Origin of the sequence: Mycobacterium sp., from assembly GCF_035314665.1 — a bacterium.
Classification (GTDB): Bacteria; Actinomycetota; Actinomycetes; order Mycobacteriales; family Mycobacteriaceae; genus Mycobacterium.
On sequence record NZ_DATFZD010000089.1, the window covers coordinates 1 to 22,152 of the forward strand.

A 22,152-nucleotide genomic window follows, 5' to 3' on the forward strand; every position below is an offset into this window, starting at 1 on the left:
TCGCGCCGTAGCGCTGAACCTACGACGCCTACTCACCTTGGGCTTGCATCACACAGGTACGAGCTGGGCCATCGCCTGATCACCATGAAGCCCAAGGGCTTGCGCGATACGCCACCGTCCTGTCACCCTCACAACGGCGGGGTGACCTCTTCTGTCGACCTCAGGGTCTGACTTCAAATCAGCGCCAACGAGCGCCACGAGGCACCCCGCCCCAAAGCACCCCTAATTCAGCAGACTCCTAGCCGAAGTAGCTTCTGCTCACTACCGTGAGCGGGATGAAGTATCTCGACGTTGACGGCATCGGACAAGTCAGCCGGATCGGCCTGGGCACTTGGCAGTTCGGGTCGCGCGAGTGGGGCTACGGGGACAGCTACGCCTCGGGACCCGCCCGAGACATCGTGCATCGCGCCCGCGCCTTGGGTGTCACGCTGTTCGATACCGCCGAGGTCTACGGGCTGGGTAAAAGCGAACGGATCCTGGGTGAGGCGCTCGGCGACGAGCGCAGCGAGGTGGCGGTGGCCAGCAAGGTCTTCCCGATCGCGCCCTTCCCTGCCGTCGTCAAACAGCGCGAACGCGCCAGTGCGCGACGGCTGCAACTGGACCGTATCCCGCTCTACCAGATCCACCAGCCCAACCCGGTAGTTCCCGACTCGGTGATCATGCCTGGTATGCGCGACCTGCTCGACAGTGGCGCCATCGGCGCGGCCGGCGTCTCGAACTATTCGTTATCTCGTTGGCAGAAGGCCGATTCCGCGCTCGGCCGACCTGTCATCAGCAACCAGGTGCATTTCTCGCTCGCCCACCCCCGCGCGCTCGAAAACCTCGTGCCGTTCGCCGAGCGGGAGAACCGCGTCGTAATCGCCTACAGCCCATTGGCGCAAGGACTCTTGGGCGGCAAGTACGGGGTCAACAACCGGCCCGGTGGCGTGCGCGCCATCAACTCACTTTTCGGCACCGAGAACCTGCGCCGGATCGAGCCGCTGCTGCAGACGTTGCGCGACGTCGCCGCGCAGGTTGATGCCAAGCCCGCTCAGGTCGCGCTGGCCTGGTTGCTCAGCCTGCCCAACGTGGTCGCCATTCCCGGAGCGTCGAGTGTCGAGCAACTCGAGTTCAACGTCGCCGCCGCCGATATCGAGCTCAGCGCGGACTCACGCGACGCGCTGACCGCAGCGGCCTGCAACTTCCGGCCGGTGTCGACGAGGCAATCCCTCACCGACACGGTTCGGGAGAAGCTCGGCCGGCGCTGAGTGGTTCAGAGGATGTAGAGCAACCTCGCACTGGTCGTTTGCCAGGTTGGACCGTGCGGGGTCATACCGGGCAAAATTGCTTCCACCAGCACAGATCGCGATGCGCCAACAACCGCCAACCGGCGCAAACTGCGGACCGGCTGCGGACCGAGCGGCCAGGCCTCAGGTCGGCTCAGCCAACCCGGATATGACAAACGCCACCCCGGTCAACACTCCAGGGTGGCGTTCGCGGTGCTGCCATGACGGCGCACTGTGTGGCGAAGGCGGGATTTGAAATAGCCGCACCTGATGGGGCGGGCGCATACTAGCAGCGGCGGTTGGCAGTGGGTCGCCGAGGCCGGTCCACGCTGGCTGATGCCGGATTCACCCAACGAAGGGGAACCGATGCCTGATCAACGTGAGCCGAGTCCCCCCGAGATTCTCCAGCGGGCCTTGACCGAGGGCGTCCCGTTGGGGCGGTGGAAAGAAGGGTTGCTGTTCGAGGGCATCAACCCGACCTCGGGTTTGGCGAGCGCGGCGAACTGGTTCCCACGCACTGAGGAGGTGGGTCCCGACGAGATGCGGATCACGTTCATGGGCACGGCACCCATGATTCGTCCGGGGCAGATGAACACCTCGATCTTCGTCGAGCTGGGTAATGGCGACAACTTCGTGTTCGACCTCGGCGAGGGGTCGATCGCCAACTACAACGCCGCCGGTCTGGCGATGAACCAGCTCGACAAGATCTTCATCACCCACCTGCACATCGACCACTTCGGTGCGCTGCCTTACCTTTACATGTTCGGCGGCTGGGCTGGCCGCTGGCATAAGCCGCTGCGGGTGTTCGGCCCGTCGGGCCGCACGCCCGAGTTCGGCATCGCGCACATGGTCGAGGGAATGAAGCAGATGCTGGCCTGGCATCGGGATGCGTTCGCGGTCTTCCCGGTAGGCCAAGGCCACGATATTGAGGTGACGGAGTTCGACTTCCGCGACAACGGCGGCATCGTCTACGACGAGAACGGGGTCCGAGTTATCCACTGGCAGCGTTCGCACGCCAAGGACGGCGCGTCGGCCTATCGGCTCGACTGGAACGGGCTGTCTATGGTCTGGACCGGTGACGGTCGCCCATCACTTCTGGACGCCGACTATGCCTCCGGGGCCGACGTTTACATCACCGAGACACAAGCCGAGATGTGCGCGATCAGCTCCGGTGTGCAAGGCGTGCCGCCATTTTTGGGCCGCTACACCATCGACACCCACCACACCCCCGCCTACGCGGCTGGCTATCTGGCCAAGCGGGCCAATCCGCGATTGTTCATGACCACCCACATGCCCTTTGATCCGTACCTGAATGAGGAAACCACGGTCGAGATCCGCCACCATTGGAAGGGGCCGTTTCACTTCGGCGCACCCGACGGGGTTGTCGTCAATGTGACCAAGGACGACATCTGGGTCCGCGAAGGCGTCCTACCCGACTACCCGAACATCCGGGCACCCCAGTTCGACTTCGACACCGGCCAGCTTGTGGTGCCCGCGCCCACGAACAAGCGCGTCGACATCCAGGAGCCGTTCGTTCGGGAGCAGGAAGTGCCGCCCGCCGACTACTATCCCGAGGGCTACCATCCGCAGCTACTGTCGGATTGGCCCGCCGACGAGGACCTCGTCATTCCGGTAGAGGCCATGCCACCACAGATGCTCGCCGGGATGGGTGCCGCCTGGCGGCACAGCCTGGCGGCACCGGCAGGCATACAAGAAGCACGTTGACGAGCTGACCGCCGACTCGTCGCGAGCTACCGAAATAGCTCCTGACCTGCGTCGGGCTGACAGGATTTGAACCTGCGACCACTTGACCCCCAGATAGCGGCGCTGCATGTTTGGGTACCCGCTGGCACCCGTTGACCTGCAGGTTTATTCGTTGACACTGATGGGCGCGGCGAGCTAATTGGGGTAAGAATTGGGGTAAGGCCTCGCTGTGCCGCATCAGGGCGCGTGGCACAACTGGCACAGCGGCTGAGACGGATCGTTGGCTGGTACCCGTCTGCGTACGGCCGTGCGGGTGCCCTGACCGCCTGGCAGAAACGTCGTGACACTGGCGTTCGGACGGCCTGGTGAACCAGCGGCACAAAGAGTCGGTAGGTGGTTTGATTGCGAAGCTTGTGTTGCCGCAGTCAACAAGACACTCTTCGATGATTGGGTTATCTGGTGTGCTGAAGTGACCGAGGTCCATGACGGCCTGGAGCTGGTTGATGGGTGACAACGCGGACGCGCTGCAGGCGCGGCTGTTCGTGCCGGACTCGAATACCGTTGCGGGCCAGCGGATTCTCGACAATGCACCTCAGCCGGCACCTGGTTTCGGTCAGTTCATGGGGTTTCTTGAGGCGCTGGCCCGTGGAACGATTCATCCGGTGAATCTTGCGCCTGACGTACCTGTCGACGTGAGCGTGCATCGCGGGCTGGTGTTCTGCGCTGTTGGGGACAGGAACCTCGAGCTCGACCTGTTCACTCCGGGCAATGCCATCGAGCGCGTTCCCGTGGTGGTGTTGATCCACGGCGGTTGCTGGATGGCGGGCACACGCCAGGACATGGAGTTCTACGGAGTCGCGCTGGCCCGGCTCGGATACGCGACCGCCACGGTGGATTATCGGCTGTCCGAGGAGGCACCGTACCCCGCAGCCGTGGACGATTGCCGCGCTGCGATCAATTGGCTGAGGGACAACAGCGAGCAGCACAACATCGACGCCGATCGGATCGCCGTGTTGGGTGCCTCCGCTGGCGGCCATTTGGCGCAGTTTCTCGGCTACATCGGGGTTCCGGCGGTGAAGGCCGTCGTGTCCTTATATGGGTGGACCGACCTGACCGACCCTGCAGTGAACTACCAGTACTACATGGAGCTGTTCCTCGGCACCGGCTACCCCGATGCTCCCGAACTCTATGAGCGGGCATCGCCGATCGCCCATGTCCACGAGGGTGCTCCGGCGACGCTGATCCTTGGCGGCACGATCGACACCATCGTGCCCATCACCCAAGCGCAGAAGCTGGCGCGGACGTTGGCACACAACGACGTGCCCTACGTGTATGCGCCGGTTCGCGGCGCTTACCACGGCTTCGACATGTTCACCGACTTCAACCCGACAGCGATGTACTTCATCGAGCAGTTCCTGGCCGCGTACCTTGGAACGCCATGACCGACGCCACGCAGCCGAACGTCGTCTTTGTCCTGTGGGACAACCTGGCCTGGGGCGAGGTCGGGTGTTACGGCGGTGGGGTGTTGCGCGGTGCGGCGACGCCGCGCATCGACGCTCTGGCGGCCGAGGGGCTGCGGTTGTTGAACTTCAATGTGGAGGCACAGTGCACGCCGAGTCGATCGGCGGTGCTGACCGGGCGGCACCCCCTGCGTTCGGGTACTCAGACAGTGCCGTTCACCGGTTGGCCGGATGGGCTGACGCGCTGGGAAGTGACGATCGCGCAAGCACTTTCCGACGCCGGGTATGCGACGGGGATGTGGGGCAAATGGCATCTGGGCAGCGACCCGGAGCACCGTAGCCCGGTGGACTTCGGCTTCGACGAGGCGGTGTGGTCCCCGCGCACCGCCGACGAGGTGCTCTGGACGATGCAGTCCTACTTCCCCAACGGGCCAGTGACATCAGCGCCCTACGCCGGGGACGTGCAGATCCCGCTGGAATATGAGTCGATCTATTCGCGCCGCAAAGGTGAAGCGCCCGAAGTGATTGCGACCTATGACGCCGAGTTCCGGGCGGGATTCGACCGCAAGATCACCGACTGGGCGATCGACTTCATGACCCGCTGCAAAGAGCAGGACAAGCCGTTCTACGCCTTTCTGCCCTACACCCAGGTCCACATCCCGCCGGTCCCTGATCCCGAGTACGCCGGGAAGACCAGACGCGGCAACATGGCCGATCTGCTGACCCAGCTCGATGACTTCACCGGTCGCATCCTCGACGCACTGGAGGAACTCGGGCTGTCAGAGGACACGATCGTGGTGTGGACCTCCGACAACGGTGCGGACCCCAACTTCCGGGCACCGGCGATGGACCCCGACCCGCTCGGTGGTGCCTGGTCGGGGTTCTCCGGTCCGTGGCGCGGCGGCTACTTCACCTCGCTGGAGGGCTCCCAACGCGCTCCGTGCCTAGTACGCTGGCCCCGCCATGTGCCGCCGGGCAAGGTCAGCAATGAACTGGTGCACCTGGTGGACACCTTCACCACCTTGCTGCTCGCCGCCGGGGCCACGATCCCCGACGACCGCCAGATCGACGGCATGGACATGCGCGACTTCCTGCTCGGTGACGCCGAGCAGTCCGGGCGGGACACCGTGCTGTGTTTTCAGGGCAACCGCCTGCAAGCGGTGAAATGGCGGCAGTGGAAGGCCCACCTGTTCGAACAAGACGCCATGGTGTCCACCTGGACGCCCTACAATATGCCCCGTCTGCACAACCTCGAGTGGGATCCCCGTGAGGAGCACGAGGTTGATTTCCCGCACGCCTGGGCCGCGCACCCGATGGCCGTGGCCGTCAGCGCGTTTCTGCAGACGCTCGCTATCGAGCCGCCGATCAAGCCCGGCACCCCCGACCCCTACAGCCCACCCAAACCGGGCGACGTGCACGCCGAGGAACACATCCAACTCGGCGTGATCACCCAGTACGTCACCACGCTCGTCAATTCGCACCAGAATCCCCAGCCGCCGGACACCGGCTTCGGGCACGATTCGGGGTAAGAGAGTCAGTGGCACAGGCGTGCAACGACCATCGGATCAGTTCAGTGAGAGTCAAGGTGGTCGCGATGACGCCTCGGCCTAATCGCCTGGGCCAGCCGCAGCGATACTCCCATGCCAGCCAGTCTCAAATCTTTAGGTCTGAGACATCAATGCCAAGGGTTTGTGCGGCGTGTAAAGTCCCAAGTCATTCTGTCTCAGAAGTTGCCTCAAAATGGTTGTCTCATATATTGACATTGTGCGACTTTTGAGACAGTCTCGAGCCATGTCTCCCACCGCAGCCACCACCGCAAGCGTTCAGCTCGGATACGCCCGCGTCAGCACCGGCCACCAGTCCTTGGACCAACAGCTCGACGCGCTCACCGCAGCGGGTGTCGAGCCGAACCGCGTCTATAGCGACAAGCTATCGGGAGCATCCACGCGGGAACAGCGGACCGGTCTTGCGGCGCTTCTGGACTACGCCCGCCCCGGAGACGCCATCGTCGTCGTTGGAATTGACCGCCTGGGGCGCAATGCCGCTGAGGTGATGACCACGATCCGCGATCTGGGCGAGCGCGGAATCGTGCTTCGCTCACTGCGAGAAGGCATCGACACGACGAACGCAACGGGTCGGATGATTCCAGGCGTACTTGCGAGTCTGGCTGAGTTGGAGCTGGAGTTAGGCCGTGAGCGCCGGGCATCTGCAAGGGAAGCGCGTAGGGCACGCGGCCAGCACATCGGACGACCCAAGGCGCTCGATGTGAAGAAAGCCGTTCTGGCGCAGCGGATGCACGCTAACGGCGAGTCTGCGAGCACGATTGCCCACACTCTCGGCGTGAGCCGGGCGACGGTGTACCGAGTCTTAGCCGAACAGACTGCTGAAGGCGATTGAGAACATGCTGCGCCGCTCTCGCGTTGGACACGCGACTCGCGCAACTCAACTGACGTATTCGAGTTCTGTTCGGGCCTGGTCGATTTGGTCGTATGCGTAGGTCACCATGGCGGCGGTGGTCATCGTCTCGCCCTTTGCGGGCGAGCGATTCGTAGGTCTGGTCGCCCAGGACATCGCGGAGGTGGGTGATCGCGGTGTTGAAATCAGGCATCCACGCTGTAATGAGGGGACCGAACACGCACCCAGCGATGGTGGCTGCTGTTCGTGGCGTCCGAGCCGGTTCAACAGCGATGCGAGGACGGCCAGCGGGCTACGCATCGACGTGGTGTTGCCCGAGTCGTGGTAGTTGCGGATTGCCAGAGTGAGGTGATCGAATGCGGCCACCGGGTCGCCGTGTTCGGCCTCAAGTCGTGCCAGAAACTCCGCCAGGGCTGACGCGCCGCGCGTAGGCGCAGCACGGAAAAACAAGTAGTCGACTACTCGTGAGGGCCCTTAGGCGACAGCCGTAGCTTCGCAAGAGCATCGCAGGAAACGCAAGGAGGCAGCCATGGTCACCTGGACGCACATCGCGCATCGGGAGCCCACTATGAAGTTGGATGGAACACATGGGGAAGACGCCCGTCGGCTACGCGAGTTCATCGCATTCGACAAGTTTTCGGATGATGAGCTGGAGCGTCTCGTCCGAGCAGCACATCACACTTCGACGTCCGTGCCGTGGCCGCTGATTCATGAGCAGACTCCGTCAGACGCCTGCTACATCCTGCTCAGCGGGGAGGTAGGAGTGTACGTCGGCCAGGACCGCATTGCCGTGGTGGGGCCGGGCGAGGTGATCGGCGAATCTGTGCTCCGCCCTGGCAAACTGCGTTCTGCGACCGTAACGACGACCGGGGCGGCCGAGGTGCTGCGTATCGAGCGCGATGATCTCGCCAGCTTGCTCGACGAGGTACCCGCGCTGCGTGAAACTATGGACGTGACTGCCGCGCGACACGCGCCGACTGTCGATACGTCCACTTAACGCGCAAGACGTGCCGCTAATGGCGACCTGATTAAACCTTCTCCGCGACTGTTTAGCGCCCTATGCGCCTGCACGTCCCCGGTGATGATCCTGACCGGTGGATGTTCCCCGGCGACGGCGACGACCCGCTACACCAGAACTCAGCCGGGTACCTGTGGCGGATCACCCGCGACAAGGCCGGGGCGGATTTCCGGCTGCACGATCTGCGTCACTACTACGCCAGTGGGTTGATTGCCGCCGGGTGTGACGTGGTGACCGTGCAGCGGGCGATGGGTCACGGCGCTGCATCGCTCACCCTCAATACGTACAGCCACCTATGGCCGAGGGCTGAGGACCGGACCCGCAACGCTGCGGCCCAGATGCTCACCGAGGCACTTACTGCGGACCAGGTGCGGACCCAGCAGCAGTTAAGTGCCTGGTGACCTCGTGGTTCAGAGGATGTAGAGCATCTCCTGATAGGTGGGCAGCGGCCACAGATCGTCGGCCACGATGCCTTCGAGTGTGTCGGCGGCTGCCCGAACCGCCGCCATCGCCGGCAACAACTCTGCCTGGGCATGCTTGGCCTCATCAAGCGCCGACTCCGCCGAGTGATCCGAGAGCGCCGCCTTCAGCTTGGCCAAACCCGCCTCGAGATCGGCGATTGGTGCCGAAACCGCTTCCAGCGCAGCGGTGCTCGCTGCCACGCCTGCGGCCTTCAACGCGGCGACATTCTGCGCGAGCTCGGTCTGGTAACGAAGAGCGGCCGGCAGGATTATCGTCGCGCCGACCTCCGTCGCCAGCTTGGCCTCCACGCCGATGGTCAGCGCGTACTGCTCCAGGCGCACCTCGTAGCGGCTGTGCAGCTCGCGTTCGCTGAAAACCCCGTATTTCCCGAACAGTTCGACCGTTTCCGGCTTGATCAGCTCGGGAATGGCGTCCAGGCTGGTCTTGAGATTCGGCAAGCCCCGCTCGGCGGCCTCGATCTGCCACTTTTCCGAGTAGCCGTCGCCGTTGTACACCACGTCGCCGTGTTCGGTGATGACCTCGGTGAGCAGCTTCTGTACCGCCTTGTCGAAGTCCGCCCCATCTGCAACGGCCTTCTCCAAAACCGTGGCCATGTAGTCGAGCGAGTCCGCCATGATCGTGTTGAGAACGATCAACGGCACGGCGACCGTCTGCCCAGAGCCCGGCGCCCGGAATTCAAACCGGTTGCCGGTGAACGCGAATGGGCTGGTGCGGTTGCGGTCGCCCGGGTCGGTCGGCAGCGCCGGCAGCGTGTCGACACCAATGATCATGGTGCCCTTGCCCTTTGACGAGGTTGCCGCGCCCTTGGCGATCTGGTCGAACACGTCGGCGAGCTGTTCGCCGAGGAAGATCGAGATGATCGCAGGCGGCGCCTCGTTGGCACCCAGCCGGTGGTCGTTGGTGGCCGACGCAACCGAAACCCGCAGCAGGCCGGCGAACTTGTGCACGGCGCGGATCACCGCGGCGCAGAACACCAGGAACTGGGCGTTCTCGTGCGGGGTGTCGCCCGGGACCAGCAGCGAGCCGAGCTCGGAGTTGCCCAACGAGAAGTTGACGTGCTTGCCCGATCCGTTGACGCCGGCGAACGGCTTCTCGTGGAACAGGCACTCCATGCCGTGCTTCTTGGCGATCGTCTTGAAGATCGTCATCAGCAGCTGTTGGTGGTCGGAGGCGATGTTGGCCCGCTCGAACATCGGCGCGATCTCGAACTGGCCGGGGGCCACCTCGTTGTGCCGGGTCTTGGCGGGAATGCCGAGCTTGAATAGCTCCCGCTCGGTGTCCATCATGAAGCCGAGGACACGCTCGGGGATCGCGCCGAAGTAGTGGTCGTCGAACTCCTGGCCCTTGGGCGGCTTGGCGCCGAACAGGGTGCGACCCGCGTTGACGAGGTCCGGGCGCGCGAGGAAGAAGTGCCGATCGACCAGGAAGTACTCCTGCTCCGGGCCGCAGAACGAGACGACGTGGTTCAAGTCCTTGTGGCCGAACATCTTCAGGATGCGCTCGGCATGCGCACCCATCGCCTGCTGGCTGCGCAGCAACGGCGTCTTGTAGTCCAGCGCCTCACCGGTCATCGAGACGAACACCGTCGGAATGCACAGCGTGTTGCCGTTCGGGTTTTCCAGGATGTAGGCAGGGCTGGTGACATCCCAGCCGGTGTAGCCGCGCGCTTCGAAGGTGCTCCGCAGCCCACCCGACGGGAAGCTGGAGGCGTCGGGCTCACCCTGGATCAGGGTCTTACCTGCGAATTCGGCGAGCGTAGCGCCGTCACCGACGGGCTCTAGGAAGCTGTCGTGCTTCTCGGCGGTCAGGCCGGTCATTGGGTAGAACACGTGCGCGTAGTGGGTCGCGCCCTTCTCCAGCGCCCAGTCCTTCATCGCGACGGCGACGGTGTCGGCGACCGCGGGGTCGAGCTTTACGCCCTTTTCGATCGTCGCCACCACGGACTTGTACACCGACTTCGGCAGCCGTGCCTGCATCTCCGCCTTGGTGAAGACACTCGATCCGAAGATCTCGCCGGGTTCCTCGCCGGGGTCGAAACTGATCGCTGGCGGCACATACGCCTCGACGTTGGTGATTGCCTGCAGGCGCACTGTGTTGCCGCTCAATGGAGTTCCTATCGCTGCGATGCATTGCATCGGATTGTCGGTGGTTTGCTGCGCCGACAATAAGGAAACTCGATGGCGGAAATGTTACACAGTTGTCAAACTCTGATGGCGGCGAAGTTTTGTCGGTCTACGGTCGCGATTCCTCGGGCGTCCACGCCGGCGGCTGGCCGGGATGGTTGGGGAACAGATAGTCGATGAACGCCGCAGCCGTGGGCTGTGGTTCGTGATTGGCCAAGCCCGGTCGCTCGTTTGCTTCGATGAAGGCGTATTCCGAGCCGGCGACGTCCGGCACCAGCAGGTCGATGCCGGTCACGCGGATCCCGATCGCGTCGGCAGCAGCCACCGCGACCTCGCAGAGTTCTTGATTCACCTCAGGGGTGACATCGTGAATCGTGCCGCCCTGGTGCAGGTTGGCCGTGTGGCGAACACGCAGCCGAGTTCCCCGGGGTAAGACATCTTCCAGCAGCCAGCCGGCTTCGGCGACCGTCGCCGCGGTGACCTCGTCGAGTGGGATGCGTGACTCACCACCGGTGGCCGCCGAGCGGCGCCGGCTTTCGGCCGCGATCAAGTCCCGCACGGTGTGCTCACCGGTGCCGATGATCTCCGGCGGCAGCCGGAGCGCGGCGGCCACCACCCGACCGTCGATCACCACCAACCGCAGGTCGCTGCCCGCGACCCGCTGCTCAATCAGTACTTCCGGATGTTGCTCGCGCGCGCGTGCCACGGCGGCGGCGAGCTCGTCGGGACCGTGGTCCGCGACAACGCCCACGGTGATGCCCTTGCCCTGCTCACCGCGGGTTGGTTTGACGACGACCTCCCCGACTTCTTTGAGGAACGCAAAGTCGTCATGGTCCATGGTCGCCAAGCGGGCGCGCGGCACATGGATGCCGGCCTCGGAGACCAGGCGCCGGGTCAAGCGTTTGTCGTCGCACCGGCACATCGCGATCGCGGAGGTGAACTCGGACAACGATTCACGGGTGATCACGCTGCGGCCACCGTGGCTCAGGCGCATCTCACCGGCCCCGGCGTCGAGAACCTCGACCCAGATGCCGCGGCGCATCGCCTCGTCGGCGATGATCCGCGCGTAAGGATTGAGGTCGTCGACCGTCTCCGGAGGCGGGGCGAACAGCGGCTCGTTGATCGCGTTCTTGCGCTTGATCGCCAGCACCGGAACACGGCGGAAGCCCAGCTTTTCGTAGAGGCCGATGGCCGCGGCGTTGTCGTGCGCGACGGAAAGGTCCATGTAGGCGCGCCCCAGATCGTGGAAGTGTTGCGCCAATGCCCGGGTCAGGGCCACTCCAATGCCGGGCAGTGCGGCCGCTGGGTCGACCGCCAGGGTCCACAGGCTGGACCCGTGCTCCGGGTCGCTGAACAGCACCTCATGATCGACACCGGTCACCGTGCCGACCACCGCATTGTCGTCGTCGCGCACCGCAAGCAGATAGGTCACCGAGTCGGCATGCAGGTGGTTGTCCCAGATCGTCTCGACCGGTGACGGGACCATTCCGCAGCGCACAAACACGCGGTTCATGGCGTCGGCGTCGGCCGGGTCGTTCAGCGTGCGCACGGTCACACCGATCGGTGGCGGAACCAGGCTTTCCTGGATTTCGTCATCGGTGAAACGCAGCCGATAGGTGTGGCTGGGATCGATGAAAAGCTCGGTCGGGGCTCCGGCGACCACCACGTGAGACTCGCGCGCGTAAATACAGATATCGCGGCGCCCGGCCACTTCTCGTCGCAGCGCCTCGGTCAGCGTGGCGGCGTCGGCGAAGGTCTGGCCGAAAATTAATTTGCCCCAACCCAATTCGAGCTCGACATCTTTGGCCATCGCGTCCACCATGTGCGGCGGGGACGCGTCGTGCAGGCCAAGCGTGATGGCCTCGGGATGGTCCTCTGACGGATCGATGGCGGTCATGCGGCCGGTCTCGCCTGGCCGTGGCGCTGCGGCCACGGCCATTCCCACGTCATAGCCATGTCGTCTACCCAACTCAACAGTTCGTCTATCAGCTTCCCTGTCGTATTCGAGCCCCTCCAGTCTGGCACTGCCGGAATATCCGCGCACTACCGGCGACCGCCAGGCGCTGGGCAGGTGTCGAGGGCTAGCGCTTGAAACGACCCGCGAACCCACGCAGCGGCAGGTCGGCGCTGGTGATGAGTCCTGGCCGCGCCGTCACCACCGATTTAATCGCGCTGAGCGCGGGCATGCCGGTCACGGTCATGCCGATGGAGGCAAAGTTCTCCGGATTGGACAGGTCCACGCCGGGCTTGGGGAAGATCATGTGCTTGTTGTAGACGCACGGGTCACCGGTGATTTGGGTGATGTAGCAGCCTTTGATGTTCCAGCTCGGATCGGTGTGCGGGGTCATCTGCCACTCCAGATGCGTCTCGACCCGCGGCACGCCGTCCACCATGCCCTGATATTTGATGTAGTTGCCGCCGAGCGAACCCTTCGGCAGCGTGTACCAGCCCAGGTCGACGTCCTTGGTGCAGGCGCCCAGCTCATAGCTGAACTTCACCTCGTCGAGCGCCACATCGAAGCAGTCGGCCATCATCAGCACGCTGTCGGCGAACACGCGGGTGTACTTCTCAAGCTTTGCCGGGATTTCCGGATCATCCACCGGCAGGCCGTACCCGACCTCGATCCAGGTGTCCTTGGAATGATGACACGACACATCCACCGACTCGATGGTGGTGACGTTCTCGATTTCGGCGACATCGGCCGAACACACCACGCCCAGAATCTGATTCAGCCCCGGGTTCATTCCGGTGCCGTAAAACGTGGCGCCGCCCTTTTCGCACGCCTCGGCCAGCAGCTGGGTCACCGGCTTGCCCGACGGATGCGGGTGATTCTTGTCGCGATGCCACCCGGTGATCCAGTCCGCGGTGGTGACGATGTTGATTCCCGCCTCGAGCACTTTGACGTACAGGTCCTCGTCGGGGAACACGCCGTGGAAAGTGAGGACGTCCGGCTTGGCCGCGATGATCTCGTCGATGGTCCCGGTAAACTTCACCCCGTTGGACCCCGCACCGGCGAACTCTCCGGCATCTTTGCCGACCTTCTCCGGCGAATAGGCATGCACGCCAATGAGTTCGAGATCGGGCCGCGCCGCGATCCGCCTGATCATTTCCGAACCGACATTTCCGCTTCCGACTTGGAAGATGCGAATCGGCGTCGCGGGTGCGTTCATTCGGCTGAGCCTTTCTGGGATGCGGCGGCGGTGTTACCACCAATGCTGTCGGCGGTGCTGCCACCAATGCCATCGGGATAGAACTGCTTGGCCCACTTGCGAATTGCGGTGAACCCCTGGTATTCGGCGGTGGCCAGCGCGGGTGGATCCGAGTAGCGCTGGTGCCCCCAGATATGGACGTCCTGTTCGAACTGCCGGATCACTTCCTGCCCGAACTCCTGCGCCTTGCGCTCGGCTCGGGCCGGGTCCTTGCCTGGCATTCGGCCGATGTACACCATGAACCGGACGTCGGAGGTGGACTCGTCGACTGGGGTGATCGCGGAGATAGTGCGGTTGTCGACCATGCCCCAACTCTTGGTCACCGCGATGCCCAAACCACCGTTGATGGCCTCCACGCGACTGTCGATGTCCTCGATCTTCTGGTTGTCGTCACCTTCGAAGGTGATGGTGAAGTCGACAAAGGACACCGGCTCGTCGAAATCGTGGCGGGTGAAGATCGGCACGATCGGGGTGTTGTGCACGTGCTTGAAATGGGCAAAGTCCACACCGTTTTCGAGCACGTACTGCGGATGCATTTCCAGACGTTCCCGATACATCCGCTGCTGCGGGTAGTAGTCGTCGGCGCTGCTGCCGTCATTGAATGCTGCGAACACATCCGGCGCGTCGAAGTACGGCTGACGACCCTCGACGTCGTGCCAGATGTAGACCGAGTCGTTGCGCTCGACGACCGGATAGGTGCGGATCCGCCGACCCCGATTGGGGCGGTCCTGGTAGGGGATGCACACATTGCGCCCCTGCTGGCTCCACTGCCATCCATGAAACGGGCACTGCAACACCTCGCCAACGACTTTGCCGCCGAACCCGAGGTGTGCGCCGAGGTGTTCGCAGTAAGCGTTCATCACGGTGAGCTGACCGGACACGGCCCGCCACGCGACCATCTCCTGGTCGAAATACTTCATCGTGTGCACGTCGCCGATGCCGATCTCGTCGGACCAGGCAACTTGGAACCAGCCGGTCGGCTTCATCGACAGCGGCGGTTTGGCCATGTCACGGATGTTAGTGCGCCTGGCGATAAATTCATAGTGGGTACTATGAATTTATCTTGCAGCGGCTACCATCCAGGCATGGCTCCCGCGGATGTGCAGCAGCGTCGCAGCAATAAGCGCGGGCTGGCGACCCGCCAGACGATGCTGGACGCCGCGGTGCGCTCGCTGGCCTCGGGCGATCCGGCCGCGGTGTCGGCGACGCGAATCGCCAAGGAGAGCGGTGCTACCTGGGGCGCGGTGCAGTATCAGTTCGGCGACGTGGACGGATTCTGGGCAGCCGTGCTGCACCGCACCGCAGAGCGCCGTGACGCGACGATGGCTGCATTTGGCAGCGTTGAATCGGACGCGCCGCTACGTGAGCGGGTTGGTGCGATCATCGACACCCTCTACGACGGCCTGGCATCCGATGATTCCCGCGCGATCGAAAACCTGCGGGCCGCACTCCCCCGCGACCACGGCGAGCTGGAACGCCTCTATCCGCGCACTGCTGCCGAACTTTCCTCCTGGGGTAGGAGCTGGCAGGAAACCTGCCAGAATGCCTTCGCCGGTCTTGGTGTCGACCCGCAGCGAGTCCGCGAAGTGGCGACGCTGATTCCCGGGGCGATGCGTGGGCTGGTCTCCGAGCGCCAGCTCGGCTCGTACGCCGACCTCGATGAAGCCCGGCGAGGGTTAACTAACGCTCTGGCAACCTATCTCGAGCAATCCCGTCCGAGTTGAGCGATCCATCAGCGGACGGCGAGGTGCAAACGCTCCCGACGGCGGACCAGGATGCTGGGTAGCCACTCCCCGACGTCGACGGCGTCGATCCAGCTGGTGCGCTCGAGCAGCTTGCCCAACACGATTCGGGCTTCCAGGCGGGCCAGTGCGGCCCCCACGCAGAAGTGCACGCCCTTGCCGAACGTCAGGTGATCTTTCGCGCTGCTGCGATCGAGGCGGAATTCGTTTGGCGCCTCGAAGTGTTCCGGATCGCGGTTGGCTGCTCCCCACAGCAACAGCAGATGAGAATCGGCGGGCACCTGTACGCCGCCCAGGGTGGTGTCACGCCATACATGCCGATAGTGGCCGCGGAACGGCGACTCGAACCGCAACGTCTCTTCGATGAAAACGCCCAGCAATTCGGGATTCTCACGAACTTGTCGTTGGATCTCGGGATGGTCGGCCAGAATCCCCGCCGCACTGCCCAAAAGCGATGCGGTCGACTCGCCGGCCGCGCTGAACAGTGTGATCATTATTCCCATTGCCGGCGTCTGCTCCAACTCACCCGACGCGTAGCGCTCGGCCATATCGGCGATCAGACCGTGTTCCGCGCTGGCGCTTGCGTTTTCGAAGTGTCCCATGACGTAGCCGGACAGTTCCATCGCTGCCATTCCGGCGGCTTGGAGTTGGTCGGGGGTGACGATCCCGTCCAGCAGCGTGGTGGCGGCGTAGCCGAGCCGGATGAGTTTGTCGACGTCGTCGTCGGGCAGGCCCAGCAGCCTGGCGACCACCATCATGGGCAGCCGGTTGGCCATCGCACTCATCCACTCGATCTGCCCGTCGCGCAGATTGTCCTCCCACAACCGATCGGCGGTCTGGACGGCGAACTCTTCGATGATGCGCACGCGCTTGGCCGACAGGTGCGGCAGCAAGATTTTGCGGTGTATCGCGTGTGCTGGATCATCCGCGGTGGCCAACGCGTGAGCGAGGTCTCCAGCCGGAATCATGTCGAACGGGGTGACCGTGCCGTCGTCGTGAAAGACCATGGTCGCGGTGAGGTTCGACGAGAAGTCATCGACCCGTTCGACGGCCTCCTGCACCGCACTCCAACCGCATACGGCGTAGAACACCGAGTCACCGATGCGGTGCACGGGCGCTTCGGCGCGCATGCGGTCATACAGCGGATACGGATCCTGTAACGCTGCGGCGCTGAAGAACTGGGTCGGATCATCCACGACCGTCATGGATTCAGGCTGAATGCCGCAGGGGTCGCGGTCAACGGGTCACGGCAAAGTTGAGGAGCTTATCCCGCGGGGGCGGATTGCGGACGGAATTGCCTGCGCGGCGCCACCTGGGCTTTACTGTGAGAAAAGTTAGCCAAAAATTCTCAGCATGAGAGAAGTATTTCAGCGGGGTGCGAGCGAGGGAGCTCAGTGGGATGCCACGCCACGACTGGCTGGTGGGACGGGATCGCCGAAGCGAAGCCGCCGAACGGATCTACGCCGCGGCCGCCGACCTGATTGCCCGCCGGGGATACGAGACCTTCACCATCGAACGCTTGGCCGCGCAGGTGCACTGCTCGCCCGCGACGATTTACCGACACGCCGGCGGCAAAGCCGCGATTTGCGACGCCGTCGTCGGCATCCAAGCGGAGCGCATCGTCGACACGGCGCGCCAAGCCATCAAAGACCTCAGCGGCCCCGACCGGGTAGTGACGGCCACGGTCGTCGCCCTACAAGGTCTGCAGTCGGATCCGCTGGCCCACTTGATGCAGTCGATGCACGCGACTCCGATCAGCGAGTGGATCACCAGCTCACCCGCCGTCACCGGATTCGCCGCCGAAATGCTGGGCCTGGAGAACGATGACCCACTCGCGGCGCAATGGCTCATCCGCGTCTTCCTGGCACTGTGGTGCTGGCCGGTTAAAGATCCCGCCGCCCAACGCGCCATGTTGGAACGCTTTCTCGGGCCGCCATACGGCGACGAGAACTGACGGTCAACCAGCCCCGTTCGTTAAACAGAATCGGTGCCGTCGTTCACGCAACAGGAGGTGGTTGTTCACCTTCAAAATGATTGCCGCCGCACCTGATTCGGCGATAAGTTGTTGATCATGACTCAGACCAGCACCGTGAAAATGTTCATCGGCGGCGGCGGAGGCCGCATCGTCGGTGGCGGCGGCGGTCGCCTCGGTGGCGGCGGCGGCCGCCTCGGTGGCGGCGGCGGCCGGTAGAGCCGAAAACCGACTCGCCACTTACTATTTACGTGCCTCGGTCCGGTAACGGACTGAGGTTTGCGGTGCCCACTCGCGCGCAGATGCAGTTGAATACAATCGCCTGAAGCCGGCGATGATCACGGCGTGAAGTTAAGCGACGCCGCACCGACGACCAGGGTGTTGGTAGTGGCGATCCTGGTTTCGACGATCGCCTTTCTCGACAGCAACGTGGTCAACTTGGCCCTGCCCGGCCATCAAACGACCCCTCGCCGGCGATGCTGATCACCGGGCGCGTCGTCCAGGGGTTGGGCGGCGCGTTTTTGGTGCCCGGCTCGCCGACTGTTCCCGCTGAGCCGATACCCTGCGAAGTCGCCGCAATGTGCCGCGACCGCCACGACGCCCACCCCCATTTGCTCCGCCACTCCTCACACCGCCCCGGGCTCTTTGCCGCTGACGATCCGGGTTCCTGAAACCCTGGAAGACTACTGGTATGCAAGCGATTCGCAGCGTTGTGCGTCCGGCGTCCCCGCAGGATGCGGCCGCGTGTGTGGCGATTTACCGCCCGTACGTCGAGAACACCGCCGTCAGTTGGGAAATCGACGTCCCGACCGTCGACGAAATGGCCGCGCGTATCGCCGGACTGCGCGCCACCCACGAATGGCTGGTCCTGGAACGCGCGAATCAGATCGTCGGCTTCGCCTACGGGCAGCCGCTGAAGCGGCTGGCGACCTTCCAGTGGACGACCGAGACGGGCATCTATCTGCACCTCGACCATCACCGCAGCGGCGGCGGGCGCGAGCTCTACACGCCACTGCTGCGTCGGCTCACCGAGCGTGGCTATCGGCAAGCCTTCGCCGCCATCACCCAGCCGAACGAGGCCAGCAACGGATTCCATCGCTCCTTCGGATTTCAGGACGCCGGCCTGTACCGGCGCGTCGAATGGAAACACGACCGCTGGCACGACGTCGCGTGGATGCAACTCGATCTGCTCGGCGAAGCCGACCACGATCGACCGCCCGACGCAATCACCTGACGCCCGCGGCGCCGGTCACACCTCACAGCAAGTGCCCAGGATTTGCATGGTGCAATACCAGCCATGACGGTCGTCAGCGGACGCCTGGCGGATTTCGTGGTCGACCGGCGCATGTTGATCACGACGGCGCTCGCACTACCCGTCGGTGCGCTGTCGGCGGCCGCAGCGTGGTGTCTACTCAAGTTGATCGGGCTGGTGACCAACCTCGTCTTCTACCAGCGCTGGTCCTACGGTCTTGTCGCTCCGGGAGCGGGCCATCACCCATGGTGGTTGATTCTCGGCGCCCCCGTCGCCGGCGGCCTGGTGGTCGGCGTGATGGCGCGGTTCGGCTCGGACAAGATTCGCGGTCACGGCATGCCCGAGGCGATCGAAGCCATTCTCACCCGAGGCAGCCGCATCGAACCCAAAGTTGCTGTCCTCAAGCCCGTTTCGGCAGCGATCAGCATCGGCACCGGAGGCCCGTTCGGCGCCTAGGGGCCGATCATCATGACCGGCGGGGCGCTCGGATCGATCCTCGCCCAACACCTGCACCTGACCGCGGATGAACGCAAAACCCTGCTTGTTGCCGGCGCCGCCGGGGGCATGGCGGCGACGTTCAACGCTCCGCTGGCGTCAATTTTGCTGGCCGTGGAGCTGCTGCTGTTCGAGTGGCGACCTCGCAGCCTGGTTCCGGTCACGGCCGCCGTCATCATCGGCGTGGGCGGGCTGATCCAGCCTCGAGCGCTGGGCGTCGGCTACGACGTGATCAACGCGCTGCTGACCGGCCAGGCCGGCCTGGAGGTGATTGTCGGCATTCTTATCGTGAAGACTCTGATCTGGTCGCTGTCGTTGGGCTCGGGCACCTCCGGCGGTGTACTCGCCCCGGTGTTCATGATCGGTGGCGCGCTCGGTGCCCTTGTCGGACTTGGCTTTCCACATGTATTTCCGGGATTCTGGGCGATCCTGGGCCTGGCTGCCGTGGTCGGCGGCGTTCTGGGCTCGCCGCTGACCGGAATCGTGTTCACCCTTGAACTGACCCATGCCTGGCCGGCGCTGTTTCCCCTCATCATTGCCGCGGTCACGGCCTACGCCGTATCGGTGCTGCTGCTCGACCGATCGGTGCTGACCGAGAAGATCGCGCGACGCGGACTCCACGTGACTCGCGACTACACCACCGACCCGCTGGAGACCTTCTTCGTCGCCGACGTGATGCGCCCCGAGCCCTCAGACGCTCCGGTGGGCGGCACCGTCACCACTCGCGATACCTTGCGACATGCGGCGAATGTCCTCGCCGAAGCCGGCGGCCGCCCGCTGCGGGTCGTGTCGCCAGACGGAACCGACGAAGGTCACGTGGAATGGCAGGACTTACTCGCCGCCCGGGCGCATGACCTCACCGAGGACACCGAACGCAACCGTCACTTGATTGCTTTTGGCCGTAGGCCGGGCATCCCGCCGGAGCCCGAGGTCCCCTAGCCGTAAGGATCTCGTTAATGGGCTGGACTGGACTGTCAAGAGACCGCTAACGCTCGCGTCCGGGCAGCTAAGCCGGCGCACGCTCAAGTGGTGTTAACCCTCCATTCGCTCGTTCTACCCCGGTCCGTACCGCGGTGCCCGTTGCACGGACCATCTAGCGAGCCTGGAGGTGGTTGGTGAGGGCATCGGAGATCGACGAGAAGTTCCCGGTGGTGGACGTCGACTCGTCTGCCCTGGAAGCCGCCCGGCTAGTTGCCGAACACAGCTTGCCCGGAATCGTCGTAGTGACCGCGGATGAGCAGCTGTATGCGGTGCTGACTGCCTCTCAAGTCGTGCGTTTCATCGTACCTACCTACGTGCAGGACGATCCCCTGCTGGCCTGCGTGCTCGCGGAGTCGATAGCCGACCGGGCCGCGGATAGGCTGCGCGGCAAGACGATTCGCGAACTGCTGCCGCAGCGCCAGCGCACGCTGCCCGCCGCCGACGCAGACGACACGATCATCGAAGTAGCCACGATCATGGAGACGCTGCGCAGTCCCCTGATACCCGTGATGAGGCAAGGCAAACTGCACGGCGTGATCACCGCATCGCGACTCTTAGCCGTTGCGCTGGAATGTGGATTGATCGAAAAGAAGCAGTTTCGCGCTGTGGCCCGGGCCGACTGACGGGGTGTTCGGCGTAGGACTACGTGGGCACGTTGCCTAGCAGAGCCTCGACCGGGGCGAGCGGGTTTCCGTCGTGGGCAAGCACGCGCCTGCCCAGCTCGGCGATGGCAACTTCGTGCGCAAGCACGTAACTGAAAAACGCAGCTCGGGAACTGTTCGCGAAGTGTGCGTCCAATTTGCGGAAGTGTCGCATGAACGGCTTTGTAGCGATAACTAGCGATCGCATCTGCAGCCGATGTGGAAGCACCGTAACGGCCGCGCCGCTGGCGGGCCCGACCATGCTCGCCAGCCGCTCGGTGGTGGCGAACCGCGCGGCAGCCCCGCCAAGCTGGTCGTACACCGCAATGCGGGTTTGCTCCTCGAGCTCGCGCAACGCCGCCCAGATCTCACGTTCTTGCGCGTTGCGGGCGTGACGTTCCGCGAATGCGGCCGCTGCCGTGCCGGCGACCTCAGACTCGACCAGCACTCGAATACTTCCCCGGATTGCTGGATCGAACAGGTCCTCGCCTGTGAGGTCATCGCCCATGAGTTGCCTTTCCGGCGTCATCTTTCGATTTGTACGAATGTACGACGATGCGTGCTCGGATAACTCTGCCTCTAGGTGAAATGCGTAAGAGGCCGCGACAACGCGGTGCCATCGACAAAGATGTCGAGCTTCTCGTTGTAGAAAGCGATCATCCCGGCGATTGGCGCGACTTCGCGCAGCGGATAGTGGTACGTCCAAACGAGGTCTGGATACACCTTCTCGCCGACTCTGACGTTCCAGTACTGCGAGGTGATTCCTTTGTAGGGACATATGGTTTGGGTTTCGCTTGTTTCCAAGTGCGAGAACGCGATCTCGGTGCGGTCGATGTAGTAGCGGGTCGGTAGTCCTGTCTCGAAAAGCAGGACCGGGCTGTGTGTCTCGGCTAGCACCACGCCGTCGATTTCGACCTTGACGTGGCGGTGAGAGCGCAGCGCGTCGACCCGCACATAGGGGTTGCGGGGATGACCGATGATCGGTTCGTCCTCCTCGAACCAGTCGAGTGCATCCCACTCGAACCGGACGCTGCCCGCGACCGGACCTGAGTCGTACAGCCGCGCCGCCGACTTCTGCACGCGCCCAGCCGAATTCAACGAAAACAGCCGTGAAGAACCGAGCTGCAGTTTCTGAACATGGTCTTCGTCCTGCAGAAGTTCCATGCGGACATCGGCGGCAGGAATGTAATACTGCGGGTAGTAGGCAATTTCCCAGACGTAATGGGCGCGGGTCGTGTCGAACACGAGTGCGCCGTCAACGTAGCCGCGCACCCGGCGGGGGGCCGGCTCCACAAGGCCCCGATTGCCCGCCATCTGGGGATAGTCGCGATCAGGGGTCTGCGACTCGGGAATCGCCGGTCCCGGTGACGAGGATTTGGCGGACACGGTCAT

20 protein-coding genes and 1 pseudogene are annotated in these 22,152 nt (G+C 63.9%); 13 read left to right on the forward strand and 8 right to left on the reverse strand.

Annotated features, from left to right (window positions below):
- Positions 1 to 275 precede the first annotated feature (275 nt).
- From VKI00_RS06505 to VKI00_RS06525, 5 genes are all read left to right on the forward strand, one after another.
- Positions 276 to 1,247, forward strand: a complete 972-nt coding sequence (locus VKI00_RS06505) for an aldo/keto reductase (RefSeq protein ID WP_324436183.1) — start codon at positions 276 to 278, stop codon at positions 1,245 to 1,247.
- A 384-nt stretch (positions 1,248 to 1,631) separates the two neighbouring features.
- Positions 1,632 to 2,990, forward strand: a complete 1,359-nt coding sequence (gene gntH, locus VKI00_RS06510) for a guanitoxin biosynthesis MBL fold metallo-hydrolase GntH (protein ID WP_324436184.1) — start codon at positions 1,632 to 1,634, stop codon at positions 2,988 to 2,990.
- 482 nt (positions 2,991 to 3,472) lie between these two features.
- Positions 3,473 to 4,411, forward strand: a complete 939-nt coding sequence (locus VKI00_RS06515; RefSeq protein ID WP_324436185.1) for an alpha/beta hydrolase — start codon at positions 3,473 to 3,475, stop codon at positions 4,409 to 4,411.
- On the forward strand, positions 4,408 to 5,958 hold the full coding sequence (locus tag VKI00_RS06520) for a sulfatase-like hydrolase/transferase (protein WP_324436186.1): 1,551 nt from the start codon (positions 4,408 to 4,410) through the stop codon (positions 5,956 to 5,958). Before VKI00_RS06515 ends, VKI00_RS06520 begins: the two co-directional genes overlap by 4 nt.
- A gap of 262 nt (positions 5,959 to 6,220) precedes the next feature.
- Entirely contained in the window at positions 6,221 to 6,826 is a 606-nt protein-coding gene (locus tag VKI00_RS06525) for a recombinase family protein (RefSeq protein ID WP_324436187.1), read from the forward strand.
- 45 nt (positions 6,827 to 6,871) lie between these two features.
- On the opposite strand, the gene VKI00_RS06530 is transcribed toward VKI00_RS06525, so the two are convergent.
- Positions 6,872 to 7,210 (reverse strand): hypothetical protein, encoded by a 339-nt coding sequence (locus VKI00_RS06530; protein ID WP_324436188.1) that lies wholly within the window; start codon positions 7,208 to 7,210, stop codon positions 6,872 to 6,874.
- Positions 7,211 to 7,412: 202 nt separating this feature from the next.
- Between VKI00_RS06530 and VKI00_RS06535 the strand changes: the two genes are divergently transcribed.
- Entirely contained in the window at positions 7,413 to 7,841 is a 429-nt protein-coding gene (locus VKI00_RS06535) for a cyclic nucleotide-binding domain-containing protein (RefSeq protein ID WP_324436210.1), read from the forward strand.
- A 62-nt stretch (positions 7,842 to 7,903) separates the two neighbouring features.
- Positions 7,904 to 8,263, forward strand: coding sequence for a tyrosine-type recombinase/integrase (locus VKI00_RS06540; protein WP_324436189.1), 360 nt, complete (start codon positions 7,904 to 7,906; stop codon positions 8,261 to 8,263).
- Between the two features lie 9 nt (positions 8,264 to 8,272).
- On the opposite strand, the gene VKI00_RS06545 is transcribed toward VKI00_RS06540, so the two are convergent.
- From VKI00_RS06545 to VKI00_RS06560, 4 genes are all read right to left on the reverse strand, one after another.
- The gene (locus tag VKI00_RS06545) at positions 8,273 to 10,450 is read right to left on the reverse strand and encodes a glutamine synthetase III (protein WP_324436190.1); all 2,178 of its coding nucleotides are present in this window, start codon (positions 10,448 to 10,450) and stop codon (positions 8,273 to 8,275) included.
- Positions 10,451 to 10,577: 127 nt separating this feature from the next.
- Positions 10,578 to 12,365 (reverse strand): N-acetylglutaminylglutamine synthetase, encoded by a 1,788-nt coding sequence (gene ngg, locus VKI00_RS06550; protein ID WP_324436191.1) that lies wholly within the window; start codon positions 12,363 to 12,365, stop codon positions 10,578 to 10,580.
- Between the two features lie 184 nt (positions 12,366 to 12,549).
- Positions 12,550 to 13,638: a dihydrodipicolinate reductase gene (locus VKI00_RS06555; protein WP_324436192.1), complete on the reverse strand. Its 1,089-nt coding sequence runs from the start codon at positions 13,636 to 13,638 to the stop codon at positions 12,550 to 12,552.
- Positions 13,635 to 14,684, reverse strand: coding sequence for a Rieske 2Fe-2S domain-containing protein (locus VKI00_RS06560; RefSeq protein ID WP_324436193.1), 1,050 nt, complete (start codon positions 14,682 to 14,684; stop codon positions 13,635 to 13,637). The genes VKI00_RS06555 and VKI00_RS06560 overlap by 4 nt, the downstream gene beginning before the upstream one ends.
- 141 nt (positions 14,685 to 14,825) lie before the next feature.
- On the opposite strand from VKI00_RS06560, the gene VKI00_RS06565 reads away from it, so the two are divergent.
- Positions 14,826 to 15,401 (forward strand): TetR/AcrR family transcriptional regulator, encoded by a 576-nt coding sequence (locus VKI00_RS06565; RefSeq protein WP_324436211.1) that lies wholly within the window; start codon positions 14,826 to 14,828, stop codon positions 15,399 to 15,401.
- Between the two features lie 8 nt (positions 15,402 to 15,409).
- Here the strand turns inward: VKI00_RS06565 and VKI00_RS06570 are convergent, their stop codons facing one another.
- Positions 15,410 to 16,624, reverse strand: a complete 1,215-nt coding sequence (locus VKI00_RS06570; RefSeq protein ID WP_324436194.1) for a cytochrome P450 — start codon at positions 16,622 to 16,624, stop codon at positions 15,410 to 15,412.
- Positions 16,625 to 16,818: 194 nt separating this feature from the next.
- Between VKI00_RS06570 and VKI00_RS06575 the strand changes: the two genes are divergently transcribed.
- From VKI00_RS06575 to VKI00_RS06595, 5 genes and pseudogenes are all read left to right on the forward strand, one after another.
- A complete protein-coding gene (locus tag VKI00_RS06575; protein WP_324436195.1) occupies positions 16,819 to 17,373 on the forward strand; it encodes a helix-turn-helix domain-containing protein in 555 nt (184 codons plus the stop codon).
- Between the two features lie 709 nt (positions 17,374 to 18,082).
- On the forward strand, positions 18,083 to 18,625 hold the full coding sequence (locus VKI00_RS06580; RefSeq protein WP_324436196.1) for a GNAT family N-acetyltransferase: 543 nt from the start codon (positions 18,083 to 18,085) through the stop codon (positions 18,623 to 18,625).
- A 111-nt stretch (positions 18,626 to 18,736) separates the two neighbouring features.
- Positions 18,737 to 19,285 (forward strand): annotated as a pseudogene (locus VKI00_RS06585) (chloride channel protein); the annotation flags it as partial.
- 3 nt (positions 19,286 to 19,288) lie between these two features.
- Positions 19,289 to 20,077 carry a chloride channel protein gene (locus VKI00_RS06590; protein ID WP_414687130.1) on the forward strand — a complete coding sequence of 263 codons (789 nt, stop codon included), beginning with the start codon at positions 19,289 to 19,291 and terminating at the stop codon, positions 20,075 to 20,077.
- Between the two features lie 176 nt (positions 20,078 to 20,253).
- Entirely contained in the window at positions 20,254 to 20,742 is a 489-nt protein-coding gene (locus VKI00_RS06595; protein ID WP_324436197.1) for a CBS domain-containing protein, read from the forward strand.
- Between the two features lie 19 nt (positions 20,743 to 20,761).
- Here VKI00_RS06595 and VKI00_RS06600 read toward each other — a convergent pair whose 3' ends face one another.
- Both VKI00_RS06600 and VKI00_RS06605 read right to left on the reverse strand, forming a co-directional pair.
- Positions 20,762 to 21,289, reverse strand: a complete 528-nt coding sequence (locus VKI00_RS06600; protein WP_324436198.1) for a hypothetical protein — start codon at positions 21,287 to 21,289, stop codon at positions 20,762 to 20,764.
- Positions 21,290 to 21,339: 50 nt separating this feature from the next.
- On the reverse strand, positions 21,340 to 22,074 hold the full coding sequence (locus VKI00_RS06605) for a DUF427 domain-containing protein (protein WP_324436213.1): 735 nt from the start codon (positions 22,072 to 22,074) through the stop codon (positions 21,340 to 21,342).
- Between the last annotated feature and the right edge of the window lie 78 nt (positions 22,075 to 22,152).